The following is a 23118-nucleotide window of genomic DNA, read 5'->3' on the forward strand; positions in this document are numbered from 1 at the left end:
GCGTGTTTCGGGGTAGCTGACATTCGGGCCGGTCGGTACGGAACAGTGCTCCGAAAAACGCCCGATACGCGAATTCACAGTAATGCCAATGGAAAACGGGGATTCACCCGTGCTCCCGAGCGCGCGGCGAGGCGGTAGTATCGGCGCGCGACGCGGGGGATGGCGGTGTGCCGGGAGCGACTTTCGCGTGCAGGGGTATTCGTTCACCGGCCGGAGGCGGTCCATGACCAACGACGACAACAGCGGCTTCGCGGAGTTCCTCGCTGCCGAGCGGGGGCCGACGGTGCTGCGCGTCGCACTGGGGAGCAGGCTGCGGCAGCTGCGCCAGGAGTGCGATATCAGCCGGGAGGCGGCGGGGTACGCCATCCGCGGCTCGCACGCCAAGATCAGCAGGCTCGAGCTCGGGCGCACCGGGTTCAAGGAGCGGGACCTGCGCGATCTGCTGACCCTCTACGGGGTCGACGATCCGGAGGCGCGAGCGCCGTTCCTGGCGATGGCCAAGCGCGCGAACGACCCGGGCTGGTGGCAGAGCTACAGCGACCTGCTGCCCAGCTGGTTCGAGACCTACATCGGGCTGGAGCAGGCGGCCACCACGATCCGCACCTACGAGGCGCAGTTCATTCCCGGGCTGCTGCAGACCCCGGACTACGCCCGCGCGGTGATCGAGCTGGGCAACTCCGACGAGACCGACCGCAGGGTGGACATGCGGATGCGCAGGCAGCGCATCCTGACCAGGCACGCCCCGCCGACGCTGTGGTCGGTGGTGGACGAGAACGCGCTGCGCCGCCCGGTCGGCGGCGCCGACGTACTGCGCGAGCAGGTGGCGCACCTGGTGGCGATGGCCGAGCACGCGCACGTGCGGATCCAGGTGCTGCCCTACGCCGCGGGCGGGCATTCGGCGGCGGGCGGCCCGTTCAGCATCCTGCGCTTCCCGGAGCCGGAGCTGCCCGACATCGTCTACACCGAGCAGCTCACCAGCTCCATCTACCTGGACAAGCAGCGCGACGTCGAGCTGTACCTCGCGGTCATGAACCGGCTCGCGGTGCAGGCGCTCTCGCCCGCGGAGAGCACCGGCTTCCTGGAGGACCTGCTCGGCGAGATGCGGGGTTAGCGCTCGCGCAGCAGGTCGCCGTCCTCGACCGCGGCCAGCGACAAGCTGCGGTACCCGGCCTCGGTGAAGAGCACCGTCACCGTCTCCGGTTCGCGCCGGACCACCTCGCCGTCGCCGAAGACGGGGTGCCGGACCGCCGCGCCGGCCGGGAACGGGCCGTCCACGCGCTCGATCGGCGGCGCGGTGCCCGCCAGGCAGGTGTCGCAGTTGCCGCACTGCTCCTCGCGCACCTCGCCGAAGTAGCCGAGCAGGAATTGCCTGCGGCAGAGCGGGGTCTCGGCGTAGGCGCGCATGGTCTCCAGCCGGGAGCGGTCGAGCTGCAGGCGGCGCTCGGCGATCTCGGCGGCGCGCTCGGGCGCGGCCTCCGGGTCGGCGCCGGTGCCGCGGAAGCGGCCGTCGGTGGTGCTCTCCACCTGCCCGGCGGCCTCGAGCAGGTTCAGGTTGTTGAGCGTGCGGCGGCGTGAGCGCTCGCTCGCCGCGGTGAGCTCGGCGAGCGTCGCGGGCTCCTTCCTGCCGTGCAGGGCGCGGGCGAGGGCGCGTAGGCCGTCGGTGTCCACCCGGCGGCTGGTGAGGAAGCGCTGCAGCCCGAGGTCCTCGGCGCGGAAGCAGAGGATCGCCTCGGCCGGGTCGCCGTCCCGGCCGGCGCGGCCGATCTGCTGGTAGTAGGAGTCCAGCGAGTCCGGGACGGCGGCGTGCACGACGGCGCGGACGCCGGGCTTGTCGATGCCCATGCCGAAGGCCGAGGTCGCGACCACCACCGCGACCCGGTCGGTGCGGAAGCGCTCGTGCACCGCGTTGCGCTCGGCGGGCTTCATGCCCGCGTGGTAGGCGGCGGCGTCGACCCCGCGCTCGCGGAAGGCGGCGGCCAGCCGTTCGGTGTCGCGGCGGGTGGCGGTGTAGACCAGGGCGGGGCCGGTGGTGACGAGGTCGAGCACGGCGGCGTCGCGGTCGCCGGCGGTGCGGGTGGCGCGCACGGTCAGCGAGAGGTTGGGCCGGTCGAAGCCTGCGACGATCGTGGCCGGGTCGCGCAGGCCGAGCACGCGGGTGATGTCCTCGCGGACGGGGCCGTTGGCGGTGGCGGTGAGCGCGAGTACCGGCGGCCTGCCGACCCGCTCGGCGGCGTGCGCGAGCCGCAGGTAGTCCGGGCGGAAGTCGTGGCCCCAGGCCGAGACGCAGTGCGCCTCGTCCACCACGAAGAGCCCGGGGCGCAGCGCCGCGACCCGGTCCAGCAGCTCGGTCTTGGCGAGCTGCTCGGGGGCGAGGAACAGGTACTTCGCGGTGCCGTCCGCCAGGGCGGCCCACGCCTGCTCGGTGGCCGCGGCGGACTGGGTGGCGTTGATCGCGACGGCGAGCGGCGCGGCGGTCCGCGACAGCTGCTGCACCTGGTCGCGGTGCAGCGCGGTGAGCGGGGAGACGATCAGCGCCGGGCCGTCCAGCAGCAGCGCAGGCACCTGGTAGATCGCGGATTTCCCCGCCCCGGTGGGCATGACGGCGAGCACGTCGCGGCCCGCGGTGAGCGGGAGCATGGCGTCGAGCTGGCCGGTGCGCAGGTCCGGCCAGCCGAAGGTCTCCTTCGCGACCCGGCAGAGGTCGCGCCGCCGTGCGGCCGGACGGGTCTTGCCGCGCCGCACGGCGGCTTTTCCTGCGCGCCAGAGTGCGGCGACGCCTTTGTCGCGCCGCGGTGCGGCGGTGTCGTTACGGGGCACCGCCGGGCAATTCCCGCCTGTGCCGCAACGAAACTCAGGTGAGCAGGACCGGCAGCGCGGAGAGGTCGTTCTGGGTGAGCACCGGCATGTTGGGCAGCGCCGCGAGGTCGCCTGCCGCGCGCAGATTCGGGAAGCGGGCGAAGAGCGCGGGCAGCGCGACCGCCGCCTCCAGCCGGGCCAGCGTGGCGCCGGGGCAGATGTGCGGGCCGAAGCCGAAGGAGATGTTGCGGTGCGCGGTGGGGCGGCTGCTGTCGTAGACGTCGGCGTCCGCGCCGTGCACGCCGGTGTCGCGGCCGATCGCCCGGTAGGAGATCACCACGCCGTCACCGGCCGGGATGACGCCCTGGTCCAGCACGATGTCCTCGGTGGCGAAGCGCATGAGCAGGTGGATCACCGGACCGTCGAAGCGCAGCGTCTCCTCGACGGCGTCGGCCCAGGAGACCTCGTCGGCACGGATCCGCGCCAGCTGCTCGGGGTTGCTCAGCAGCGCCCGCACGGTGGCCAGGATCAGGTTGACGGTGGTCTCGTGGCCCGCGGCGACCAGCGCCTCCAGGTTGCCGATCACCTCCTCCTCGGTGAGCGGCTCCTCGCCGTCGCCGTTCTCGTGGATCAGCGCGGAGGTGAGGTCGTCGGCCGGGGTCGCGGTCTTCTTGCGGACCAGCGCGGTGTAGTAGGTGGTCAGCTCGTCGATGGTGGCCAGCCGCTCGTCCTGCGGGGTGAGCAGCGAGAAGAACGCCTTGTACCAGGTGAGCAGCTGCTCGTTGTCGGTGTGCGGCACGCCCATGAGCTCGCTGACGACCCGCATGGGCAGCGGGTAGGCGAAGACCTGCTTGAGATCGACCGGATCGCCTGCGGCGCCCGCGGCCTCGAGGTCGTCGAGGAGCTCGGCGACGTAGCGCTCGACGATCGGGCGCAGCGCGTCCAGCCTGCGCCGCGACAGCGCCTGGGTGGTCTTGATCCGGAGCCTGCGGTGTTCGGCGCCGTCCACGGTGAACATCGAGCGCTTGACGTCGATCATGCCGATCAGTGGCCACTCCCTGGTGACGACGCCGTCGGTGAACAGCTTCCAGGAGCCGATGTCCTTGACCAGCCGCGGGTCGGTGAGCAGCTGCCTGGCCAGGTTGTGCTCGGTGACGGTCCAGGCGGGCACGCCGAGCAGCTCGATGCGGGTCAGCGCGCCCGCCGCGCGCAGCCGATCGGTCTCACCCGCGAGATCGCCGACCATCGGATCGATGGCCATGGCATGCGGGCACGATGAACTCACAGAAAACCTCCGACTGCGGGGACTGGCGTGAAATGTACAGGGAGCGACGTCATTCCGCGCAGGAAGGCCGACGGTCTGCGCACCAGGCTGCCGGGGGCGACCGCCAGATCCAGGTCGGGCAGCCGGTCGAGCAGCACCTCGAGCCCGGTCCTGGCGATGATCTCGGCGATCTGCTGCGCCGGGTACGGGCAGCGGTACTCGCCGTGGCTGAACGCGAAGTGCGCGCTGTTGCCGGAGTAGGTCGGGTCGGCGTGGCCCCCTGCGCCGTCGGCGTGCTGGCGCACGTGCGGGTCGGCGTTGGCGGCGGCCAGCCCGAGCAGCAGCATGTCGCCCGCCCTGATGGTCTCGTCGCCGAGCCTGGTGTCGCGGGCGGCCCAGCGCCCGGCCAGGATCTGGGTGGGGGTGTCCTCCCAGAGCACCTCGTTCATGGCCTGGCCGATGCTGTGCCGCCCGGCGCCGAGCGCGGCGGCGAAGCGGTCGTCGGTGAGCATGAGCCGGACCGAGTTGCCGATCCAGTCCGCGGTGGGCAGGTGCCCGGCGGCGGTGATCGCCATGAGGTCGAGCACGTACTCCTCGTCGGAGAAGCGCTCGTGGTGCGCGAGCAGCCTGGCCACCAGGTCGTCGCCGCGCCGGGACTTGGCCAGCGCGAGCAGGTTCTGCATCAGCTCGCCGAAGGAGAGGTGCGCGGCCTGGGCGTCGGCGCCGCCGTCGGCGAGGGTCTTCATGGTCCAGGCCAGCTGCGCGCCGTCCTCGTCCGGGAAGCCGAGCATCCAGGCCAGCGCGAGCACCGGGAGCGGCTCGGCGTACTCGGCGACCAGGTCGGCCTCACCGCGGCCGCAGAAGCCGTCGACGAGCCGGTCGGCGAGCAGCTCGCAGGTGCGGCGCAGCGCGAACGGGTCGACCGCCTCCAGCGCGGGCTCGACCATGGCCAGGTGCCTGCGGTGCTCGGCGCCCGCGCTGAAGTAGATCGACGGCATGGGCCGCCCGACCATGGGCAGCAGCGGCCAGTCCTCGGGGATGTGCGGCCACTGGTTCCACAGCCCGACGTCGCGCGGGAAGAGGTCGGGGTCGCTGGTCACCTGGTGCAGCTCGCGGTAGCCGATGACCAGCCAGGCGGGCACCCCGCCGGGCAGCTCGACGGCGACCACCGGGCCGTGGTCGCGGCGCATCTCGGTGTAGAGCCGGTGCGGGTCGGTGTGGAAGCGGGGGCCGCTGAGCGGCACCGCGGCCTGCGGGTTCACCGGGCAGCCCGCCATCCTCGCGGTGTTGTCGGGGCGCGTCACGAGACACCAGGGGCGGGAACGAGATCGGGCATCGAGGTTCTCCGGTGGGTCCGGCGGCCTTGCGGCCGCAGCTGACGGTCAGGGGCGGGGCTGACGCTCACCGGGCGGCGCCGATGGCGGGCACCGGGGTGAAGCGGACGGGCAGCGCGGTGGTGCCGCGCAGGAACGGGGACGGCCGCCGGGTCAGGGCGGCGGCCGGGACCGCGAGGTCCAGGTCGGGCAGCCGGTCCAGCAGCACCTCGATCGCGGTGCGCGCGATGATCTCGGCGATCTGCTGGGCGGCGTACGGGCAGCGGTGCGTGCCGTGGCCGAAGGAGAAGTGCGCCTGGTTGCCGGAGTACACCGGGTCCTCGCCGACGGTGCCGTCGATGTGCTGGCGGATGTGCGGGTCGGCGTTGGCGGCGGCCAGCCCGAGCATGAGCAGGTCGCCCGCGCGGATCACCCGGTCGGCGAGCCTGGTGTCGTGCGCGGCCCAGCGGCCGCAGAGGATCTGGCTCGGGGTGTCCTCCCAGAGCACCTCGTTCATGGCCTGCCCGACGCTGTGCCGCCCGGCGCCGAGCGCGGCGGCGAAACGGTCGTCGGTGAGCATGAGCCGCACCGTGTTGCTCAGCCAGTCCGCGGTGGTCAGGTGCCCGGCGAGCATGATCGCCATGAGCACGAGGACGTACTCCTCGTCGTCGGTGAAGGCCTCGGGGCGGGCCAGCAGCAGCGAGGCGATGTCGGTGCCGGGGTGCGCGCGGGCCCGGCCGAGCAGGTGCCCGATGTGCTCGGCGAAACCGACGTGCGCGGACTGCGCGTCGGCGCCGCCGTCGGCCATGGCCTTCATGATCCGGGCCAGCTTGTCGCCCGCGTCCGGCGGGAAGCCGAGCATCCAGGCCAGCGCGAGCGCCGGGACGGGCTCGGCGAAGTCGGTGACCAGGTCGGCGTGGCCGGCCCCGGAGAAGCCGTCGATCAGCCGGTCGGCGAGCGTCTCGGTGGAGCTGCGCAGCGCGAAGGCGTCCACCGACTCCAGCGCGAACTCGACGACGGTGCTGTGCCTGCGGGACTGCTCGGGGGAGGTGAAGTGCCTGCCGACCATGGGCAGCAGCGGCCAGTCGTCGGGGATGCGCGGCCACTGGTTCCACAGCGAGACGTCACGCGGGAACAGGGTGGTGTCGGTGATCACCTGGTGCAGTTCGCGATACCCGATCACCAGCCAGGCCGGGATGTCACCCGGTAGCTCCACCGGCACCACCGGGCCGTGCTCGGCCCGCAGCTCGGCGTAGTGCCGCTGCGGGTCGGTGTGGAAGCGCGGGCCGACGAGCGGCACCGCGTCCGCGCGCGACCGGGGTTCGGAGTTGGTCAAAATCGCGCCCCCGGAGCGACGATGCCGCGCCCGGGCGGTGCGGCGCCGGTCGCGGTGTGGTGCAGGTGCTCGACCAGCGCGATGAGCACGTGCTTGGCCGAGTCCCGCGAGCGGGCGTCGCAGTCGAGCAGCGGGACGCCCGGATCGAGGTCGAGCGCGTCGCGCACCTCCTCCAGCCGGGCGGCGCCGCCGAAGTTGTTGCAGGCGACGACGAAGCGGGTGCGCTGCGCCTCCAGCCGGTCGATGGCGTACCAGGAGTCGGCGATCCGGCGGCGGTCGACGAGCACGATGGCGCCGAGCGCGCCGGCGAAGAGCCGGTCCCAGAGGAACCAGAACCGCTCCTGGCCGGGCGCGCCGAACAGGTAGAGCACGTGCTCGGCGTCGATGGTGATGCGGCCGAAGTCGAAGGCGACGGTGGTGGTGGTCTTGCCGGGCGCGCCGCTGGTGTCGTCGATGCCGAGCCCGGCGTCGGTCATGGTGGCCTCGGTGTCGAGCGGGCGGATCTCGCTCACCGCGCGCACGAGCGTGGTCTTGCCGACGCCGAATCCGCCGACCACCACGATCTTCAGCCCCTGGTTGGTGCTGGCCTGCAGGGGGGCATCGGCACGGCTGGGCCGGTGGTCAGAGATTGCGGAGTCCAACGAGCACCTTCTCCAGAGTGGTCGAGTCTGCGGGCGGCATCCGGTAGGCGCCGTCCGCCCCGTGCGGATGGCGCACCGTGATCTTCCCGGCGTGCAACAGATCCGACAGCAGAATCGTGGTGATACCGACCGGTAGCCGCAACTCGGCCGCGATCTCGACCACCGCGATCGGCGCCCGGCACAGCTCGAGGATGGCGGTGTGCTCGGACTGCATGCCCGGCGCGGGCTCGCACTCGCCGACCACCAGCGTCACCAGGTCGAACGCGTCGGAATCGGGGCGGGTGCGGCCGCCGGTGAGCGTATAGAGCCGATCGGGGTCGTCGTCGCGACCTGGCCTGGTCACGACAGGCTCGCTCCCGCGACCCGCGGCGCCATGGCGAGGTGCTCGCCGAGTTGCTCGACGATCTCGCGCATGTTGTGCCCGACCAGGCCCGCGTCGGCCTCCTCGGCGGCGAGTACCGCGATGTGCGAGCCGCGCCCGGCCTCGACGATGAACAGGATGCCGCCGTAGAACTCGGTCATCGACTGCCTGACGCCGCTGCGGCCGTCGCCGAACTCGGCGGAGGCGCCGTGCGAGAGGCTCTGGATGCCCGCCGCGATGGCGGCGAGCTGGTCGGCCTTGTCGACCGAGAGCTCGGGGGTGTGGCAGATCTTCAGCCCGTCCCCGGAGAGCAGGAGCGCGTGCCTGGCGTGCGGCGTGCGGGCGAGCAGCTGTTCCAGCAGCCAGCCCAGTTGCGCGGGGGTGGAGGTAGTCATCGATCGTTCTCCAGGGCGGGTGAGGGGGAGGAGTGCGGCGGCGCGACGGCATCGTCGCGGCCGGTGACCGCACGCTGGAAGGCGCCGAGCGCGGATGGCTCGACCGTGTGTGCGGTGCCCGTGGCCGGGGCAGGGGCGGCGTCGGCGCCGATCCCGGCCGGGTGCACCGCCGCGAGCGTGCTGCCGCGGCGGCGCTTGGGCAGCGGTGCGTCGCCGTCGGGCAGCGCGGCCGGTTCGGCCTCGACGCGCTCGACGGCGAGTGCCGCCTCCGCCGGTCCGGCGGGGGCGAGCTGGGGGCGGCGGGTGCGGTCCACCCGCGCGGTGAGGTCACGCGGCACCACGATCACCACGGCGGTGCCGCCGATGGCCGACGGCCGGTAGGAGACGGTGAGGCCGTGCTTGCGGGCCAGGTGCCCGACCACGGCGAGCCCGAGCCTGGTTCCGGTCAGCGAGGCGAGGTCGGCCGAGGAGATGCCGCGGCCGCCCGCGCCGGCGCCGGAGACCGCGAACTCGGCCCGGCGCAGCGCCGATTCGCTCATCACCAGGCCGCTGTCCTCGATGGTGACGACCACGCCCGCGGGCACCTCGGCCGCGTAGACGTGCACCTCGGTGGTGGGCGGGGAGAAGTTGCAGGCATTGTCGAGCAGCTCGGCGAGCGCGTGCATGACGCCCTCGGCGGCGTGCCCGGCGATCCCGACGTCGGCGACGGCGCGCAGCCGGACCCGCTGGTAGCCGGCGACCCGTCCCATCGCGCCGCGCATGATGGATTCCATCGCGATCGGCTTGGCCCAGCGCCGCCCGGAGCGCGCCCCGGAGAGCACCGCGATGCTGTCGGCGAGCCGCCCGGCCTGCGCGGTGCGGTGGTCGAGGTGCAGCAGGTCGGCCAGCACCTTGGGGTCGGCGTGCCGGTGCTCCATCTCGCGCAGCTCGGCCAGCATGCTGGTGGTCATGGCCTGCATCCGCCCGGCGGCGCCCGCGAAGGCGGCCATCGCGGCGGCCCTGCGGTGCTCGCTCTCCCTGGCCCGGCCGACCGCGTCGTCGGTGGCGGCGCCCTCCTGCGCGCGCTCGGCCTCCGCTCCCGCCACCCGGTGCTCGGCCTCGGCGGTCCGCTGCTGCGCCTCCAGGGTTCGGTCCTGCGCCTCCAGCGTCCGCGTCTCGGCGGCGGCCACCGCGGCCGCGGCCTCGGCGGCCTTGCGGTGGAAGCGCAGCCCGATGAGCACCGCGACGGTGAACAGCAGACCACCCGCCGCTCCCACCACGGAGAGAATGACCCTGGTATCACCGGAGGTCAGCACGCCGGGTGGAACGACCAACCCGACGATGACCACCACGATCGACAGCAGCGCCACCACGAGGGGGCGCGACCCTGGACTCGCGGGCTCGCTTGCCCGCGGTTGCGAAGAATCCGACACGTCCTGCACTTTCGCGCTCGCCGGAGGGCGTCGTGTCGGCGCCTCCGACCCTTGCTGCGGCGATCTGGATAACCGAAGTCGCAGCCCGGCAAGCAGATCCGAAAATTTCGCGGTTGAGAATAGCGGCCAGTGGGTAAAGCCGCCACTCCAAGTTCCCCGACCGGGGCGGACACCGCCCAGAGGGCCGGAAAGGTGAATCAATCTAGTCGGACGCCCAGGTTCGGGACGGTCAGCAGCGCGCGCACGGCGACCGCGAGATCGGCCTCCAGCCACTCCGGCGGGGCCGGGGCGTGCCTGCGCAGCGCGGCGTAGGGGAGGTCGACGACGGCGCGGGTGACGGCCTCGACCGCGCGGGCGTCGGCGCTGCCGGTCAAAGCGGTGGCGAGGGCGTCGAGGCGGGCGCGCAGGGGGACGTTCAGTTCGTCGCGGCGGGCGCGGAAGGCGGCGCCGGGGCCGCTGTCGAGGAGGTCGGCCGGGCCGACGCCGAGCAGCAGCCGGGCGTCGTCGGGCAGGTCGCGCCCGAACTCCAGGGTGGCGAGCGCCATGGCGATACCCGCCTGGACGGGGTCGGCGGCCTCGGCGGCGGCCAGCGCCCGGTGCTGGAAGCGCTCCAGCGCCCGCAGCCAGAGCGCGCCGAGCACGCCGTCGCGGTTGCCGAAGCGGTGGTAGAGCGTGCCGACCGGGGCGCCGCTGGCCGCGGCGATGGCGGCGACGCTCGCGGCGCGCGGGCCGTCGGCGAGCACGAGAGCCCGTGCGGCGTCGAGGATCACATCGGTGTCGTGCTTGCGGGGAGGTGCCACTACTAGTACGTTCCTTCTATATGGAGCGTTTACCCTATATCGATGAGCATGCCAGATCCTTCGACGCCGATCCGGCCCGGGTGTGGCGCGCCCTGCTGACCGTGGTCTGCCGCGACCCGGACGACCCCGCGACCGTCCCGCGCGGCTTCCGCGTCGACGAAGCCGATGCACCGCACCGGCTGGTCCTGCGCGGCAGGCACTGGTTCTCCCGCTACGCGCTGATCTTCGAGCTCGACGATCTCGAGGCGAGCGGCACCCGGGTGCGCGCGCAGACCTGGGCCGAGTTCCCCGGGTTGCGCGGAACCGTCTACAAGGCGCTGGTGATCGGGTCCGGCGGGCACCGGATCGTGGTGCGCGAGATGTTGCGCCGGATCGGGGCGGCGGTGTCGGGCACACCGGCGGGCCGGAGCTGAGAATTCGGCGCCGGGCACCGTTCCGCGGTCTCTTCCGTCAGCGCGAGTTCGTGACCTTGCGCGTGGCGGCGCCGACCCCGGCGAAGACGTCCTCGGTGTGCTCGCCGGTGCTGCCGATGGTGTTGGCGACCACGACGTAACCCGCGCCGAACGAGGCCGAGGCCACCTCCGAGATCCCGGTGTCCGACCAGGCCCACTTGGTGCCGAGTACCCCGGGCAGCTCCGCGGTGCCCCAGTTCTGCTCGGTGCCGTCGGCCGCGACCGGCGCGGCGTCGGCCATCCACTCCAGGATGGGCGAATCCCGATCGGCGCCGAGCTTGGCGAGCAGGAAGGTGGCCACGTCGGCGGTGCTGGTGGTCGAGGTGCCCCAGTAGCCGCCTCGGGTGTGGGTGAGCCCGTACTCGGCGGCGATCGCGTCCACCGCGTCCGGGTAGGCGGCGTCCAGGGTGTCGGCCGCGGCGTCGTCGGAGAAGCGGATGGCGCGCTCGCCCGCCGCCAGGTCCATCGTCCCGTGGGTGCCGTTCCGCAGGGCGTAGTCGACGAGGTAGAGCTTGGCCAGCGAGAGCGCGGCGCGCGGCTCGTTCTCGTTGGCGGAGCCGCAGCCGTCGCCGCGGAGGGTGCGGGTCGAGAACGCGGTCCTGGCGGGCACGTCGTCGGTGGCGATGGTCACCGACGCGGGATCGGCGCCCGCGACCGATGCGGGAAGGACACAGCAGATACCGACGGCGAGCGCGGTACAGAGCAACCGTGCGAACACGGGAACCTCCGGCGGAATCGATGACGCGTCCCGGCGGAGAACCGGGGATGGATAAAGACCGCATGCCCGGGTTCGCGACGGCAAAACCTGGCGCGGCCCCGCGTCGGTGCCGCTGCGCGGAGGTTCGGCCGCGATGGCGAACTCGGAGCAAAGTAGCACGTTCCGGCGCGGGCGGCGGGTTACGCCTTCGGGCCTGCCCTGCGACCGCCGCAAGCGCTTCCGGCAGGGCGCACCCGGCTCGCCGGTGCCGGTTTCAGCCGGGCAGGACCGTGTCCGCCATGGCCGCCGCCACCCCGGCGAAGACATCGGCGGTGTGCTCGCCGGTGCTGCCGGTGGTGTGCGCGACCACCACGAAGCCGGGGCCGAAGGAGGCGGAGGCGACCTCGGCGATGCCGGTGTCGGACCAGGCCCACTTGGTGCCGATGACGCCGGGGACGTCGGCGGTGCCCCAGTCCTGCGCGGTGCCGTCGGCCGCGACCGGTGCGGCGGTGGCCATCCAGAGCAGGATCGGCGAGTCCGGGTCGCAGGTCTCCTTGGCCAGCAGGAAGGTGGCGACATCGGCGGTGCTCGTGGTCGCGGTTCCCCAGTAGCCGCCGCCGGTCTGCGCGAGCCCGAATTCGGCGGCGGTCGCCGCGACGGCCTGCGGGTAGCGGGCGCCGAGGGTATCGGCGGCCGCGTCGTCGGAGCGGCGGATGGCGCGCTCGGCGGCGGCGAGGTCGGCGGGCGAGCCGTCGCCGTGCCGCACCGCGTAGTCGGCGAGGTAGAGCTTGGCCAGCGAGAGCGCGGCGCGCGGCTGATTCTCGGTGCCGGTGCCCCAGCCGCCGAGCGGGGTCCGCACGGAGAAGGCGGTGCGCGCCGGCACGGCGTCCGCGGCGGGGCCGGCGCCGGCGACGGGGGCCCCGTGCAGGCAGGCGCCGACGACGACGCCGGCGAGGACGAGACGGCGAGCGAACACGGGAAGCCTCCGGGTAGGCGATTGTTCGCCGGTCGATAACCGGCGGCGATGCACTCCGCTTGCCCTCGCCGCGGCCCCGGAAACCCCGTTTGCCCGTACAGCCCAGGGGTAGCCGCCCGCCGAACGACGACGGGAGGAGATCCGCATGAGCATCGTCGACAAGACCGTCGGCACCGCCACCAAACGCCTGAGCGGGCTGGCGAGCACTGTGTTCGGCAGCAAAGGCGAACGCGCACAGTCGATCACGATCGAGCGTCCGCGCGCCGAGGTGGAGCGGTTCTGGCACGACCCGGAGCAGCTGTCCCTGGTACTCGGCACGGTCGGCGAGGTGCGGCCGCGCGGCAGCGACGGCTACACCTGGGTGTTGCACGGGGAGCGGGACACCGAGTGGGAGACCACCCTGAGCGCCGATGCCGAAGGGTTGCTCTTCGGCACCACCGACGACCCCGACGGCCCGCACATCCGGCTGACCTTCGCCCCGGCCCCGGCCGATCGGGGCACCGAGGTGACCGCGCGGGTAGCGGCCCCGGTCCCCGGGATCCTCACCGACGCCGCCGTTTTCAAGGTGCTGTACCGGGCGCGGGCACTGCTGCAGACCGGGGAGATCCCGACCCTGCAGCCGCAGCCCGCCGCCCGCGAGTCGGACCACTGATCGAAGGAGACGCCCCGAATGCGCGCACTCGTCTGGAACGGCGTGAACGACCTCGCGGTCGAGACCGTGGACGACCCGACCCCGCTGAACCCGCACGACGCGATCGTGAAGGTCACGCTCACCACCACCTGCGGCTCCGACCTGCACTTCATCGACGGCTACCTGCCCGGCATGCGGGCGGGCGACGTCTTCGGCCACGAGTTCACCGGCGAGATCGTCGAGGTGGGGCCCGCGGTGCGGGAGCGCCGGATCGGTGAGCGGGTGACCGTGCCGTCCTTCATCTCCTGCGGTTCGTGCTGGTACTGCCGCCACGACCTGCCGTCGGCCTGCGACACCACCAACCCCAACCCCGAGCTGCAACAGCCGCTGCTCGGCCACCCGACCGGCGGCATCTACGGCTACACGCACCCGTTCGGCGGCTACCAGGGCTCGCACGCCGAGTACGTGCGGGTGCCCTTCGCCGACGCGAACTGCTTCGTCGTGCCGGACGGCATCACCGACGAGCAGGCGCTGTTCCTCTCCGACGCGGTGCCGACCGGGCTGATGGGCGCGGATTTCTGCGACATCACCCCCGGCGACGTGATCGCGGTGTGGGGCGGCGGCGCGGTCGGGCTGATGGCGGCGCGCTCGGCGCTGCTGCTCGGCGCGGAGCGGGTGATCGTGATCGACCGGCTGCCGGAGCGTCTCGCGCTGGCCGAGCGGAAGGTCGGCGCCGAGGTGCTCGACTACAGCGCGGTGGACAGCGTGCAGGACGCGCTGCGCGAGGCGACCGGCGGGCGCGGCCCGGACGCGGTGATCGAGGCGGTCGGGATGGAGGCGCACGGCACCGGCGTGCAGCAGCTCTACGACCGCGCCAAGCAGGCGCTGCGGCTGGAGACCGACCGGGCGACCCCGCTGCGCGAGGCCATCCTGGCCTGTCGCAAGGGCGGGGTGGTCTCGGTGCTCGGCGTCTACGGCGTCACCGACAAGTTCCCGATGGGCGTGCTCACCAACAAGAGCCTCACCCTGCGCACCGCCCAGCAGCACGGGCAGCGCTACGTCCCGCGCATGTTCGACTACGTGCAGCGGGGCGATCTGGACCCGTCCTGGCTGATCACCCACGACCTGCCGCTGGACGACGCGGTGCGCGGCTACGACCTGTTCAAGAACAAGAAGGACGGCTGCGTGCGCGCGGTGTTCCGCCCCTGAAACAGGGTGCCCGTTCGCTCACACCCCGGTGGTCGACCCGGGGCGCACGATCATCAGCACCGTGACCACCACCCAGAGCAGGTTGAAGACGCCGGTGAGCATGGCCAGCTGCGCGGTGTCGGCGCGCACGAGCACCGGGCCCGCACCGCGCAGCCGGGCCAGCAGTTCGGCCTGGCCGGGCAGGATCATCAGCCCGAGCACGCCCGCGGCGGCCGCGGTGAGCGCGATGGAGAACACCACCCAGGTGTCGGCGAGCACGCCGAGCGCGATCGCGGTGGCCAGCCCGAACAGCGGCACCGCGATGCCGATGGCGGCATAGACCCGGCAGATCCGGTACAGCAGCGCCACCTGCGCGACACCCGACTCGCCGTCCGCGCGCCGGGCAGCGGGCGGGAACATGCTCGCGGCGACCGTGACCGGACCGATCGCCACGATCGCGGCCACGACGTGCAGCGCGAGCAGAACTTTCGTCATCGGCGGACTTCCCTCTCGACCCGGCCCGTGCGGACCTTCAGCTTGACTGAAGGTTAGTGTACGGCCCGAACGAGACCGGGCCGGCCCCGAAGGACCGGCCCGGTTTCGTGAGCGGGGATCAGCGCAGGTCGAAGCGATCGTTGTCGGTGATCTTGGCCCACGCGGCGGCGAAGTCGTTCACGAACTTCGCGCCCGCGTCGTTCTGGGCGTAGACCTCGGCGAGCGCCCGCAGCTGCGAGTGCGAGCCGAAGACCAGGTCGTTGGCGGTGGCGGTGTAGACCGTCGCGCCGCCCTTCGTGCCCTCGTAGACGTTCTCCTCGGACTTCGAGGCCTTCCACTCGATGTCCTGATCGAGCAGGTTGACGAAGAAGTCGGTGGAGAGCACGCCGGGGCGGTCGGTGAAGACGCCGTGCTCCTTGCCCGCGTAGTTGGCGCCGAGCACGCGCAGCCCGCCGATCAGCGCGGTGAGCTGCGGCGCGGTGACGTCGAGCAGGTAGGCGCGGTCCAGCAGCAGCCGCTCCAGCGTCGCCTTCTCACCCGGGCGGACGTAGTTGCGGAAGCCGTCGGCGCGGGGCTCGAGCACCCCGAACGACTCCACGTCGGTGTCCTCCTGGGTGGCGTCGGTGCGCCCGGGGGAGAACGCGATGGTTACCTCGTGGCCCGCGTCCTTCGCGGCCTTCTCCACCGCGGCGTTGCCCGCGAGCACGATGGTGTCGGCCAGCGAGATCTTCGCGCCACCCGCGGCGTTGAAGTCCTGCTGGATCTGCTCCAGCACCGGGAGCGCCTTCGCCAGCTCGGCCGGCTCGTTGACCTCCCAGTTCTTCTGCGGGTCGAGCCGCAGCCGCGCGCCGTTGGCGCCACCGCGGAAGTCGGTGCTGCGGAAGCTCGACGCCGCCGCCCACGCGGTCTTGACCAGCTGCGCGACCGAGAGCCCGGACTCGAGCACCTTGGCCTTGAGCGCGGCGACGTCCTGCTCGCCGACCAGCTCGTGGTCGACGGCGGGAACCGGGTCCTGCCACAGCTGCGGCTCGGGCACCCAGGGGCCGAGGTAGCGGCTGACCGGGCCGAGGTCGCGGTGCAGCAGCTTGTACCAGGCCTTGGCGAACGCCTCGGCGAGCTGCTCGGGGTGGTCCAGCCAGCGGCGGGTGATCTCGCCGTAGATCGGGTCCTCGCGCAGCGCCAGGTCGGTGGTGAGCATGCCGGGGGCGCGGCGCGGCCCGTCGAACGGGTCGGGGACGGTGCCCTCGCCCGCGCCGTCCTTCGGCTTCCACTGCCAGGCGCCTGCCGGGCTCTTGTGCAGCTCCCACTCGAAGCCGTACAGGTTCTGCAGGAAGCCGTTGCTCCACTGGGTCGGGGTGGAGGTCCAGATGACCTCGAGCCCGGAGGTGATGGCGTCGCCGGCCTTGCCGCTGCCGTGCGCGCTCTTCCAGCCGAGGCCCTGCTGTTCGATCGGCGCGCCCTCGGGCTCGACGCCGACCAGGTCGGCGTTGCCCGCGCCGTGGGTCTTGCCGAAGGAGTGCCCGCCGATGATCAGCGCGGCGGTCTCCTCGTCGTTCATCGCCATCCGGGCGAAGGTCTCGCGGATGTCCTTCGCGGCGGCCAGCGGGTCGGGGCGGCCGTTCGGGCCCTCGGGGTTGACGTAGATCAGCCCCATCTGGACCGCGCCGAGCGGGCCGGAGAGCTCGCGCTCGCCGCTGTAGCGCTCGTCGCCGAGCCAGGTGTCCTCCGGGCCCCAGAAGATCTCCTCCGGCTCCCACACGTCGGCGCGGCCGAAGCCGAAGCCGAAGGTCTGGAAGCCCATGGACTCCAGCGCCACGTTGCCGGCGAAGACCAGCAGGTCGGCCCAGGACAGGCTGTTGCCGTACTTCTGCTTGACCGGCCACAGCAGCCGGCGCGCCTTGTCCAGGTTGCCGTTGTCCGGCCAGCTGTTCAGCGGGGCGAAGCGCTGCGCGCCCTGCCCGCCGCCGCCGCGGCCGTCGGCGATCCGGTAGGTGCCCGCGGCGTGCCAGCTCAGGCGGATGAAGAGCCCGCCGTAGTGGCCGAAGTCGGCGGGCCACCAGTCCTTGGAGTCGGTCAGCACGGCGGTGACGTCGGCCTTGACCGCGTCGACGTCGAGCTTGGCGAACTCCTTCTTGTAGTCGAAGTCCGCGCCGAGCGGGTTCGACTTCGAGGAGTGCGCGTGCAGCACCGAGAGGTCGATCTGCTCCGGCCACCAGTCCTGGTTGGTGTGCGGGCGGCGCTCGGGGTGCGCGGTCGGGGACTTGAGCGCCGGGTTCTCGCTCTCGCTGTTGCTGGCGGTAGCGGTGTCGGGAGCGGGCGGACGGCTGTCGGAGGTCACGACGTTCCTTCCTGAGGGGGGTTGTGGGCTGCGATCAGGACTTGCAAGCGGGGCAGCGGCCCCAGTAGATGACCTCGGCCTCGTCGATCGAGAAGCCGTGGTCGTCGGTCGCGGTCAGGCACGGGGCCGGGCCGGTGGCACAGTCGACGTCGGCGATGGCGCCGCAGTTGCGGCACACCACGTGGTGGTGGTTGTCGCCGACCCTGGTCTCGTAGCGGGCGACCGATCCGAGGGGCTGGATGCACCGGATCAGCCCCCTCGCGGTGAGCGTGTGCAGTGAGTCGTAGACCGCCTGGTGCGAGACCGCTGCCAGGCGGCCGCGCACCGCGCGGATGATGGAATCCGTGTCGGCGTGCGGGTTTTCGTGCACCGCGCTGAGCACGGCCATACGCGGCGCCGTCACCCGAAGCGACACGCCCCGCAGCATCTGCTGGAACTCGGTCGCCGTCGGCACAACCGAGAGTCTCGTTCTTTCTTTGGAATCAGTCAAGGGTTTGCGGTGGAATTGATCACGTCGCGCGCAACCCTCGCGCGGCCGTGAACCGGGTCTCCAATCGGAGTAGCAGGGGCGGGCCGCGGTACCCGGCCCGCCCCGCGATCACACGCCGACCGGCGCGGACCAGTCGATGCGGTAGCGCTGTTCGGTGCCGAGCATCTTCTCCGGGTCCATCAGGCGCATGGCGATCGGCATGAGCAGGTTCATGACGACCCGGGCGACCGGACCCGGCGCCTTGCTGTGGTTGATCTTCGCGGCGCGCGCGGCGATGCCCTCGACGCGCGGCCGGCGCAGCGCCTCGTAGGCGGCGAAGGCCGCGGCCGGGGTGGGCAGGTCGCGCAGGCAGCGGGCCAGCTCGACGGCGCTCTCGATCGCGAGCGAGGCGCCCTGGCCGGAGCTGTTGGACGGCGCGTGCACGGCGTCGCCGACCAGGACCAGCCGGTCGCGGTGCCAGTGCGGCACCGGCGGCATGATGTGCAGCGCACCCCAGACCTCCAGCGTCTCCGGGGTGGTGGCGCGGGTGAGCGCGGCGCCGGGGGTGTCCTCGGCGTAGGTCTCGCGCAGGGTGCGCAGCCACCGCTCGGCGGGAATCGCCCTGGCCTCGGCGGAGGTCAGGTACTCGGGGTGCGGCAGGTTGGCGCCCCACATGACCCGCCCGTCGCCGAGCGGGCAGTACAGGTAGTAGGCGCGTTTGCCGTAGGCGAACTGCATGGTGCCCGCCGGGATGCCGACCTCGCACGGGACGACGGCGCCGAAGCCGAGCATGCCGGTGTAGTCCGGTCCGGGCGCGCCCGGGTCTATCAGCCCGCGCACCGCGGAGCGTATGCCGTCCGCGCCGATCAGGATGTCGGCGGTGGCGGTACGGCCGTCGGCGAACCGGGCGGTCACGCCGCCCTCGTGCTCGTCGGCACCGGTGAGCCGGGCGCCGAACTCGAACGGCACTCCGGCGGCGGCCGCGTGCTCGCGCAGCACCCGGACCAGGCCGGCGCGGTCGACTAGCGAGAGCGGCGGCAGGTCGTCGAGGCCGGGCAGCTCGTGGGTGCGGCGCCCGACCGACATGCGGGTGCGCTGGACCGGGACGTCGATGGCGCGCACGGCGTCACCGGCACCGATGATGTCGAGCGCGGCCAGCCCGTTGGGGGCGAGCGCGAGCCCGGAACCGGGCCACGAGCTGTCGGCCGGGTACGCCTCGTACACGCGGCCATCGATGCCTACCAGCCGGAGCGCGGTGGCGGCGACGGTTCCGGCGATGCCGCCACCGGCGACGATCGCGGTGCGGATTGCGGGAGTGGACATGGGTATTTCTCCTGATTCGGGCAGCCCGAACCGTCCCGCGTGCCCACCCGGATACCCTCGTGGTGCCAGCCTCGTGGCCGGGTGCGCTTCTGCGGGCGCGGTTCGAGACGGTAGATCCGGGCTCGGCGATGGTGTTGCCGCACCGTTGCCGGGCCCGGTGTGCGTGGTTCGCGGGCGGCGGCCCGCGCGGTGACTTCCGCTCAGCCTGGATTCGTCGACCACCCCTCGGCCGCAGGGTCGAACAGGGCACGGTTCACCTGCCGCCAGGAGTCGAGTTCGGGGAAGGTCCCGTCGGCGAGCTCGGCGCGCAGCCCACGCACCCAGCCCAACTCGGCCTCCAGCATGGCGACGCCGAACTCGGTCTCGATCAGGAACAACCGCGGCAGCCCCTCGACCGCGCCGACCTGCGCGCGGATCTCGGCCAAGGTCTCCTCGAGCGCGGTGGCGCGCTGCTCGAGCAGGGACACCACCTCGTCGGGGGAGAGCACGGCGAGCACCGAGAGCCCGGCCACGAAGCGGCTCTGCTCGCGCTGCGGCCGGGCAACCAGGTCCCGGGTCCAGTCCACGAGCTCGGTGCGGCCCGCCTCGGTGATCCGGTAGATCACCCGCTCCGGCCGGCCGCCCGCGCGCTCGCTGCCGACGATCTCCAGGAAGCCGGCCTTCTCCATATTGCGGACCACCGTGTAGAGCGAACCCCACTTGATGTCCATGTCCTGATCTTTGCCGTGCGAGCGCAGGGTAGCGGCGATCTCGTAGCGGTGCATGGGCCGCTCGACCATGACCGAGAGCACCGCCAGCGCCAGCAGGTTGTCCACCTTGCGCGCACCCACGATCCCGCCTCCTTTACTCGCAGACGAATATACGCCCGCGAGTAAAGAAGCGGAATCCGGGAGAACCCCTATCCGCGCGTAGCCGCCAGCGCCCCGAGCAGAGTGAGTGCGTCGCTGCTCGCCGACCCCTCCTCGGCGTGGTAGACGACCAGCTCCTGCCCGGGGCTGGAGCGCACGTCGAAGGTCTGCATGGTCAGCGTCAACGGCCCGACGTCGCGGTGCTGGAACCGCTTGCTCTCCAGCGCCTTCCCGCGCGCGTCGTGCCTGCCCCACAGCTCGGCGAAGTCGGGGCTCGCGGCGAGCAGTTCGGCAAGCACCCGCCGGATGCGCGGATCGTCCGGCGCCTTGCCGTGGTTCAGCCGGAACCCGGCCACAGTATTGCGGGCGACCTCGTGCCAGTCGCGGTAGAAGGTGCGTGCGGCCGGGTCGGTGAAGACCACGTGCACGAGGTTGGTCGAGTGCGCCCAGCCGTGGAACAGGATGTCGGCGATCGGGTTCGACGCGAGCACGTCGTAGGCGCGGTTGTAGACGACGGCCGGGTTGTCCGGCCAGGCCGCCAGCAGCGCCGCCAGGCTCGGATCGACCCGGTCCAGCCCGCCCGCGGCGCGCGCCCGCGGGCCGAGCCCGGCCAGCCGGAACAGATGCTCGCGGGCATCGTCACCCAGCCGCAGCGCCGCCGCCAGCGCCTCGACGACCTGCGCCGACGGGGTCCGCTCCCGGCCTTGCTCCAGCCGGACGTAATAGTCGACGGAGATTCCGGCCAGCAACGCGACCTCTTCGCGCCGCAACCCCGGCACCCGCCGGTACCCGGTGCTCGGCAGGTTCATCGTGGCGGGGTCGAGCTCGGCGCGGCGCGCTTTCAGATAGGCGCCGAACTGCGTGGAAGCCATGGGTTCGAGGGTAGGTGGCGGCGCGGGGGCGAGCCTGGGGGCGCTGCTCCCAGGAACTTCCCGCCCTGCCGGCATTTAAATCGCGTATCGAGCTGACAAACCGCCTGGTCGGTGACGTATTTAGTGGCTCGGGGGCCACTCGGCGGTGGTAGGTTCGCCGACATGCTCAGCTCGGATGACAAGACCGTCAGCTTGGCCTTGGTGACCTACCAGAGCGCCGAGGACCTGCCCGGATTCCTGGAGACGCTGGCGGCTGCCGTGGAGCCGTACGCGGTCGAGGTGATCGGTGTCGACAACGTTTCTAGCGACCGCAGCGCCGAAATTGTCGAAGAGTTCGGTGGCCGCGTCATCCGCAACCCCCGCAACGTCGGGCTCGCCGCGGCGATCAACCAGGGTGCTGCCGCGACCAGTGCGGAGTGGATTCTCGTCGCCAACCCGGACACCCAGCTGATGCCGGGCTCGATCGCAACACTGGTCGACACGGCGGCCTCCGATCCGCGTATCGGCATGATCGGGCCGCGGATCGCCCGCTTGGACGGCACCCCGTACCCGAGCGGGCGGCGATTCACGTCACTGGCAGTCGGCATCGCCCACGCCCTGCTGGGCGGCGTCTGGCCGGGCAACCCGGCCACGCGGCGCTACTTCGGCACCCCGGTAACCGGAGTGACCGACGTGGACTGGATTTCCGGGTGCTGCATGCTGTTCCGGCGCGAGGCGTTCGACGCGGTCGGTGGCTTCGATGACCGCTACTTCCTCTACTTCGAGGAAACCAAGATGGCGCTAGATATGCACCGCGCGGGATACCGGGTGGTGCTGGATCCGAGCGTGGAGATCCGCCACCGCGAGGGCGGCAGTATGCGGTCCGCGCCGTACCGCAAGGTCCGCACCCACCACCGCAGCGCCCTGCGGTTCTACTGCGACTACCACCGGGGCACCGGGTGGCTGGTGTTCGCGCCGCTGGTCGCGGCCGGACTGATCGTGCGCGGCGCGGTCGCGGTGGCACTGACAGCGCTGCGCCAGCGCACGGCCAACCGCTAGCCGACTTCGCCAGCTGGCGAGCCGGGCTCCACATCCCCGACCCCGACCACCGTCCCATCGGCTCCTCGCCGCGGAACGCGACTATCAACAACTACTCGACCGCCGCAGCCGCGAGACCAGCGACGACACACACTCATCGCAACATCGGTGGGCCGCCACCGTGGACCGAATCGACCCGCACATCAGCACAGACTCCACCTGGCCACTTATCGCCACCCACCTCGACACCGCCGTTAGAGCCGGACACGACATCGAATACCAGCTCACCCACGCCAGCCGGGCAAGACCACTAACCGGCGAGATGGCCGCCGCCGCACTTTGGGCACGCCTCGAAATAGACCGCGCCGAGATCCAACTCCCAGAACGCACCCCCAACCAGCTACGACGACACCCCGAGCCGGAAGCAAAACCACCGACCACTCCCGAGCTCGAGCCGGCCCCGATGGGGAGAGCCATCACGGACGCTATCGACGCCGCCGCTCCCGGTGACCTCTCCGACCACGAGCCGGTCTACGACGCCGAGTTCAGCCCCGACTCTTACGCCAGTTGCGGCCCAGAATCAGCCTCGGACTCGGCTGGTGAGGCGCAGAGGACTGTTCCAGTGCGATCGACAACACGACTGCGGCCACGGACCCGACCTGCAGCTATCGGACGGTCGCACCGCAGAACTGCGCTGTTGAATCGTGCGCGGCCCGCCGTCCTAGACTGGCCCCGCGCAGACGGCGGCGATGCCGCGTATCCCGACCGCATCAGGAGGAGCAGTGCCCATTCGAGCTGTGGTGTTCGACGTCGGCGAAACGCTGGTGGACGAGACACGCGAGTACGGGACATGGGCCGATTGGCTGGGCGTTCCACGCCACACTTTCGCTGCTGTCTTCGGAGCGATCCTCTCGCAGGGACTGGACTACCGGGAGACCTTCCAGGTGTTCCGCCCGGGATTCGACTTGGACCGCGAGCGGCAGGCTCGTGCAGATGCCGGACAGCCCGAGTGGTTCGGTGAGGATGATCTGTACGCCGATGTCCGCCCAGCACTGACAACGTTACGTGAGCGGGGCATCTGGGTCGGCGTCGTCGGCAACCAGACCACACGCGCAGGTGGGTTGCTCCGAGGGCTTGAGTTGCCATGTGATTTTGTCGCTACCTCGGACGATTGGGGGATTCAGAAGCCGGACACCGCCTTCTTCGAAAAGGTGGTGGAGGTGTCGGGGTTCTTAGCGTCGGAGATCGTCTACGTTGGGGATCGGATCGACAACGACATCACGCCGGCGGCCGAGGTCGGTATGCGCACGGCCTACATCCAGCGGGGTCCATGGGGCTGGATTCACCGCGGGCGGAAAGACGTTGCCGATCTGTCCGACTGGCGCATTACGAGCCTGTCCGAGTTGGTGGACATCGTTCAGATCCATGGCTAGTACTGGCGGCCTCGAACTGAGCACCGCCGCTAAATCGTGTAGTTCTGTTATCAATTCAGCA

Annotated in this window: 23 protein-coding genes; 6 read left to right on the forward strand and 17 right to left on the reverse strand. The window is 71.9% G+C overall.

Features of this window, described 5'->3' with window-relative positions:
- Positions 1–223: 223 nt before the first annotated feature.
- Positions 224–1111, forward strand: a complete 888-nt coding sequence (locus ACFUJ1_RS00080; protein ID WP_378640778.1) for a helix-turn-helix domain-containing protein — start codon at positions 224–226, stop codon at positions 1109–1111.
- On the opposite strand, the gene ACFUJ1_RS00085 is transcribed toward ACFUJ1_RS00080, so the two are convergent.
- From ACFUJ1_RS00085 to ACFUJ1_RS00125, 9 genes are all read right to left on the reverse strand, one after another.
- Positions 1108–2817, reverse strand: a complete 1710-nt coding sequence (locus ACFUJ1_RS00085) for a RecQ family ATP-dependent DNA helicase (RefSeq protein ID WP_378640779.1) — start codon at positions 2815–2817, stop codon at positions 1108–1110. The two genes, ACFUJ1_RS00080 and ACFUJ1_RS00085, sit on opposite strands and share 4 nt — an antisense overlap.
- A 34-nt stretch (positions 2818–2851) precedes the next feature.
- Complete coding sequence (locus tag ACFUJ1_RS00090) at positions 2852–4057, reverse strand: cytochrome P450 (protein ID WP_378640781.1); 1206 nt, start codon at positions 4055–4057, stop codon at positions 2852–2854.
- 20 nt (positions 4058–4077) lie between these two features.
- Positions 4078–5364 carry a cytochrome P450 gene (locus ACFUJ1_RS00095; protein ID WP_378640783.1) on the reverse strand — a complete coding sequence of 429 codons (1287 nt, stop codon included), beginning with the start codon at positions 5362–5364 and terminating at the stop codon, positions 4078–4080.
- A 97-nt stretch (positions 5365–5461) separates the two neighbouring features.
- Positions 5462–6709, reverse strand: coding sequence for a cytochrome P450 (locus tag ACFUJ1_RS00100; RefSeq protein ID WP_378640785.1), 1248 nt, complete (start codon positions 6707–6709; stop codon positions 5462–5464).
- Positions 6706–7350, reverse strand: coding sequence for an ATP/GTP-binding protein (locus ACFUJ1_RS00105; protein ID WP_378640786.1), 645 nt, complete (start codon positions 7348–7350; stop codon positions 6706–6708). The genes ACFUJ1_RS00100 and ACFUJ1_RS00105 overlap by 4 nt, the downstream gene beginning before the upstream one ends.
- Positions 7331–7693, reverse strand: coding sequence for a DUF742 domain-containing protein (locus ACFUJ1_RS00110; RefSeq protein WP_233018192.1), 363 nt, complete (start codon positions 7691–7693; stop codon positions 7331–7333). The genes ACFUJ1_RS00105 and ACFUJ1_RS00110 overlap by 20 nt, the downstream gene beginning before the upstream one ends.
- Positions 7690–8106: a roadblock/LC7 domain-containing protein gene (locus tag ACFUJ1_RS00115; protein ID WP_233018191.1), complete on the reverse strand. Its 417-nt coding sequence runs from the start codon at positions 8104–8106 to the stop codon at positions 7690–7692. The genes ACFUJ1_RS00110 and ACFUJ1_RS00115 overlap by 4 nt, the downstream gene beginning before the upstream one ends.
- The gene (locus ACFUJ1_RS00120) at positions 8103–9455 is read right to left on the reverse strand and encodes a sensor histidine kinase (protein ID WP_378640788.1); all 1353 of its coding nucleotides are present in this window, start codon (positions 9453–9455) and stop codon (positions 8103–8105) included. The genes ACFUJ1_RS00115 and ACFUJ1_RS00120 overlap by 4 nt, the downstream gene beginning before the upstream one ends.
- 260 nt (positions 9456–9715) lie before the next feature.
- Entirely contained in the window at positions 9716–10318 is a 603-nt protein-coding gene (locus ACFUJ1_RS00125) for a TetR/AcrR family transcriptional regulator (protein ID WP_378640790.1), read from the reverse strand.
- Between the two features lie 20 nt (positions 10319–10338).
- Here ACFUJ1_RS00125 and ACFUJ1_RS00130 point away from each other — a divergent pair, with 20 nt between their 5' ends.
- Complete coding sequence (locus ACFUJ1_RS00130; protein ID WP_378640792.1) at positions 10339–10731, forward strand: hypothetical protein; 393 nt, start codon at positions 10339–10341, stop codon at positions 10729–10731.
- Positions 10732–10768: 37 nt separating this feature from the next.
- On the opposite strand, the gene ACFUJ1_RS00135 is transcribed toward ACFUJ1_RS00130, so the two are convergent.
- Both ACFUJ1_RS00135 and ACFUJ1_RS00140 read right to left on the reverse strand, forming a co-directional pair.
- On the reverse strand, positions 10769–11488 hold the full coding sequence (locus ACFUJ1_RS00135; protein WP_378640794.1) for a hypothetical protein: 720 nt from the start codon (positions 11486–11488) through the stop codon (positions 10769–10771).
- 253 nt (positions 11489–11741) lie between these two features.
- Positions 11742–12443 carry a hypothetical protein gene (locus ACFUJ1_RS00140; protein ID WP_378640796.1) on the reverse strand — a complete coding sequence of 234 codons (702 nt, stop codon included), beginning with the start codon at positions 12441–12443 and terminating at the stop codon, positions 11742–11744.
- Between the two features lie 145 nt (positions 12444–12588).
- Here ACFUJ1_RS00140 and ACFUJ1_RS00145 point away from each other — a divergent pair, with 145 nt between their 5' ends.
- Together ACFUJ1_RS00145 and ACFUJ1_RS00150 are read left to right on the forward strand one after the other, a co-directional pair.
- Positions 12589–13095 (forward strand): hypothetical protein, encoded by a 507-nt coding sequence (locus tag ACFUJ1_RS00145; RefSeq protein ID WP_378640798.1) that lies wholly within the window; start codon positions 12589–12591, stop codon positions 13093–13095.
- An 18-nt stretch (positions 13096–13113) separates the two neighbouring features.
- Positions 13114–14283 carry a zinc-dependent alcohol dehydrogenase gene (locus tag ACFUJ1_RS00150; protein ID WP_378640800.1) on the forward strand — a complete coding sequence of 390 codons (1170 nt, stop codon included), beginning with the start codon at positions 13114–13116 and terminating at the stop codon, positions 14281–14283.
- Between the two features lie 18 nt (positions 14284–14301).
- Here ACFUJ1_RS00150 and ACFUJ1_RS00155 read toward each other — a convergent pair whose 3' ends face one another.
- The 6 genes from ACFUJ1_RS00155 to ACFUJ1_RS00180 form a co-directional block, all read right to left on the reverse strand.
- The gene (locus ACFUJ1_RS00155; protein WP_378640802.1) at positions 14302–14757 is read right to left on the reverse strand and encodes a hypothetical protein; all 456 of its coding nucleotides are present in this window, start codon (positions 14755–14757) and stop codon (positions 14302–14304) included.
- Between the two features lie 118 nt (positions 14758–14875).
- The gene (gene katG, locus ACFUJ1_RS00160) at positions 14876–17095 is read right to left on the reverse strand and encodes a catalase/peroxidase HPI (RefSeq protein ID WP_378640804.1); all 2220 of its coding nucleotides are present in this window, start codon (positions 17093–17095) and stop codon (positions 14876–14878) included.
- A 34-nt stretch (positions 17096–17129) separates the two neighbouring features.
- Entirely contained in the window at positions 17130–17522 is a 393-nt protein-coding gene (locus tag ACFUJ1_RS00165; protein ID WP_378641879.1) for a Fur family transcriptional regulator, read from the reverse strand.
- Between the two features lie 171 nt (positions 17523–17693).
- Positions 17694–18887, reverse strand: coding sequence for an FAD-dependent oxidoreductase (locus ACFUJ1_RS00170; protein WP_378640806.1), 1194 nt, complete (start codon positions 18885–18887; stop codon positions 17694–17696).
- Between the two features lie 200 nt (positions 18888–19087).
- Positions 19088–19717 carry a PadR family transcriptional regulator gene (locus ACFUJ1_RS00175; RefSeq protein ID WP_378640808.1) on the reverse strand — a complete coding sequence of 210 codons (630 nt, stop codon included), beginning with the start codon at positions 19715–19717 and terminating at the stop codon, positions 19088–19090.
- Positions 19718–19785: 68 nt separating this feature from the next.
- Complete coding sequence (locus tag ACFUJ1_RS00180; RefSeq protein WP_378640810.1) at positions 19786–20607, reverse strand: helix-turn-helix transcriptional regulator; 822 nt, start codon at positions 20605–20607, stop codon at positions 19786–19788.
- Positions 20608–20769: 162 nt separating this feature from the next.
- Here ACFUJ1_RS00180 and ACFUJ1_RS00185 point away from each other — a divergent pair, with 162 nt between their 5' ends.
- Both ACFUJ1_RS00185 and ACFUJ1_RS00190 read left to right on the forward strand, forming a co-directional pair.
- Entirely contained in the window at positions 20770–21645 is an 876-nt protein-coding gene (locus tag ACFUJ1_RS00185; RefSeq protein WP_378640812.1) for a glycosyltransferase family 2 protein, read from the forward strand.
- A gap of 776 nt (positions 21646–22421) precedes the next feature.
- Positions 22422–23057: an HAD family hydrolase gene (locus ACFUJ1_RS00190; protein ID WP_378640814.1), complete on the forward strand. Its 636-nt coding sequence runs from the start codon at positions 22422–22424 to the stop codon at positions 23055–23057.
- Positions 23058–23118 lie beyond the last annotated feature (61 nt).

The sequence above is a fragment of the Nocardia sp. NPDC057227 genome, assembly GCF_042669725.1.
GTDB classification, from domain to species: domain Bacteria; phylum Actinomycetota; class Actinomycetes; order Mycobacteriales; family Mycobacteriaceae; genus Nocardia; species Nocardia asteroides_A.

Excerpts from the sequence above, each read along its gene's own strand:
- ACFUJ1_RS00080 (WP_378640778.1), top strand. The coding sequence starts at position 224 with ATGACCAACGACGACAACAGCGGCTTCGCGGAGTTCCTCGCTGCCGAG.
- ACFUJ1_RS00090 (WP_378640781.1), bottom strand. The coding sequence starts at position 4,057 with ATGGCCATCGATCCGATGGTCGGCGATCTCGCGGGTGAGACCGATCGG.
- ACFUJ1_RS00115 (WP_233018191.1), bottom strand. The coding sequence starts at position 8,106 with ATGACTACCTCCACCCCCGCGCAACTGGGCTGGCTGCTGGAACAGCTG.
- ACFUJ1_RS00130 (WP_378640792.1), top strand. The coding sequence starts at position 10,339 with ATGGAGCGTTTACCCTATATCGATGAGCATGCCAGATCCTTCGACGCC.
- ACFUJ1_RS00145 (WP_378640798.1), top strand. The coding sequence starts at position 12,589 with ATGAGCATCGTCGACAAGACCGTCGGCACCGCCACCAAACGCCTGAGC.
- ACFUJ1_RS00150 (WP_378640800.1), top strand. The coding sequence starts at position 13,114 with ATGCGCGCACTCGTCTGGAACGGCGTGAACGACCTCGCGGTCGAGACC.
- ACFUJ1_RS00155 (WP_378640802.1), bottom strand. The coding sequence starts at position 14,757 with ATGACGAAAGTTCTGCTCGCGCTGCACGTCGTGGCCGCGATCGTGGCG.
- ACFUJ1_RS00165 (WP_378641879.1), bottom strand. The coding sequence starts at position 17,522 with ATGCTGCGGGGCGTGTCGCTTCGGGTGACGGCGCCGCGTATGGCCGTG.
- ACFUJ1_RS00170 (WP_378640806.1), bottom strand. The coding sequence starts at position 18,887 with ATGTCCACTCCCGCAATCCGCACCGCGATCGTCGCCGGTGGCGGCATC.
- ACFUJ1_RS00180 (WP_378640810.1), bottom strand. The coding sequence starts at position 20,607 with ATGGCTTCCACGCAGTTCGGCGCCTATCTGAAAGCGCGCCGCGCCGAG.
- ACFUJ1_RS00185 (WP_378640812.1), top strand. The coding sequence starts at position 20,770 with ATGCTCAGCTCGGATGACAAGACCGTCAGCTTGGCCTTGGTGACCTAC.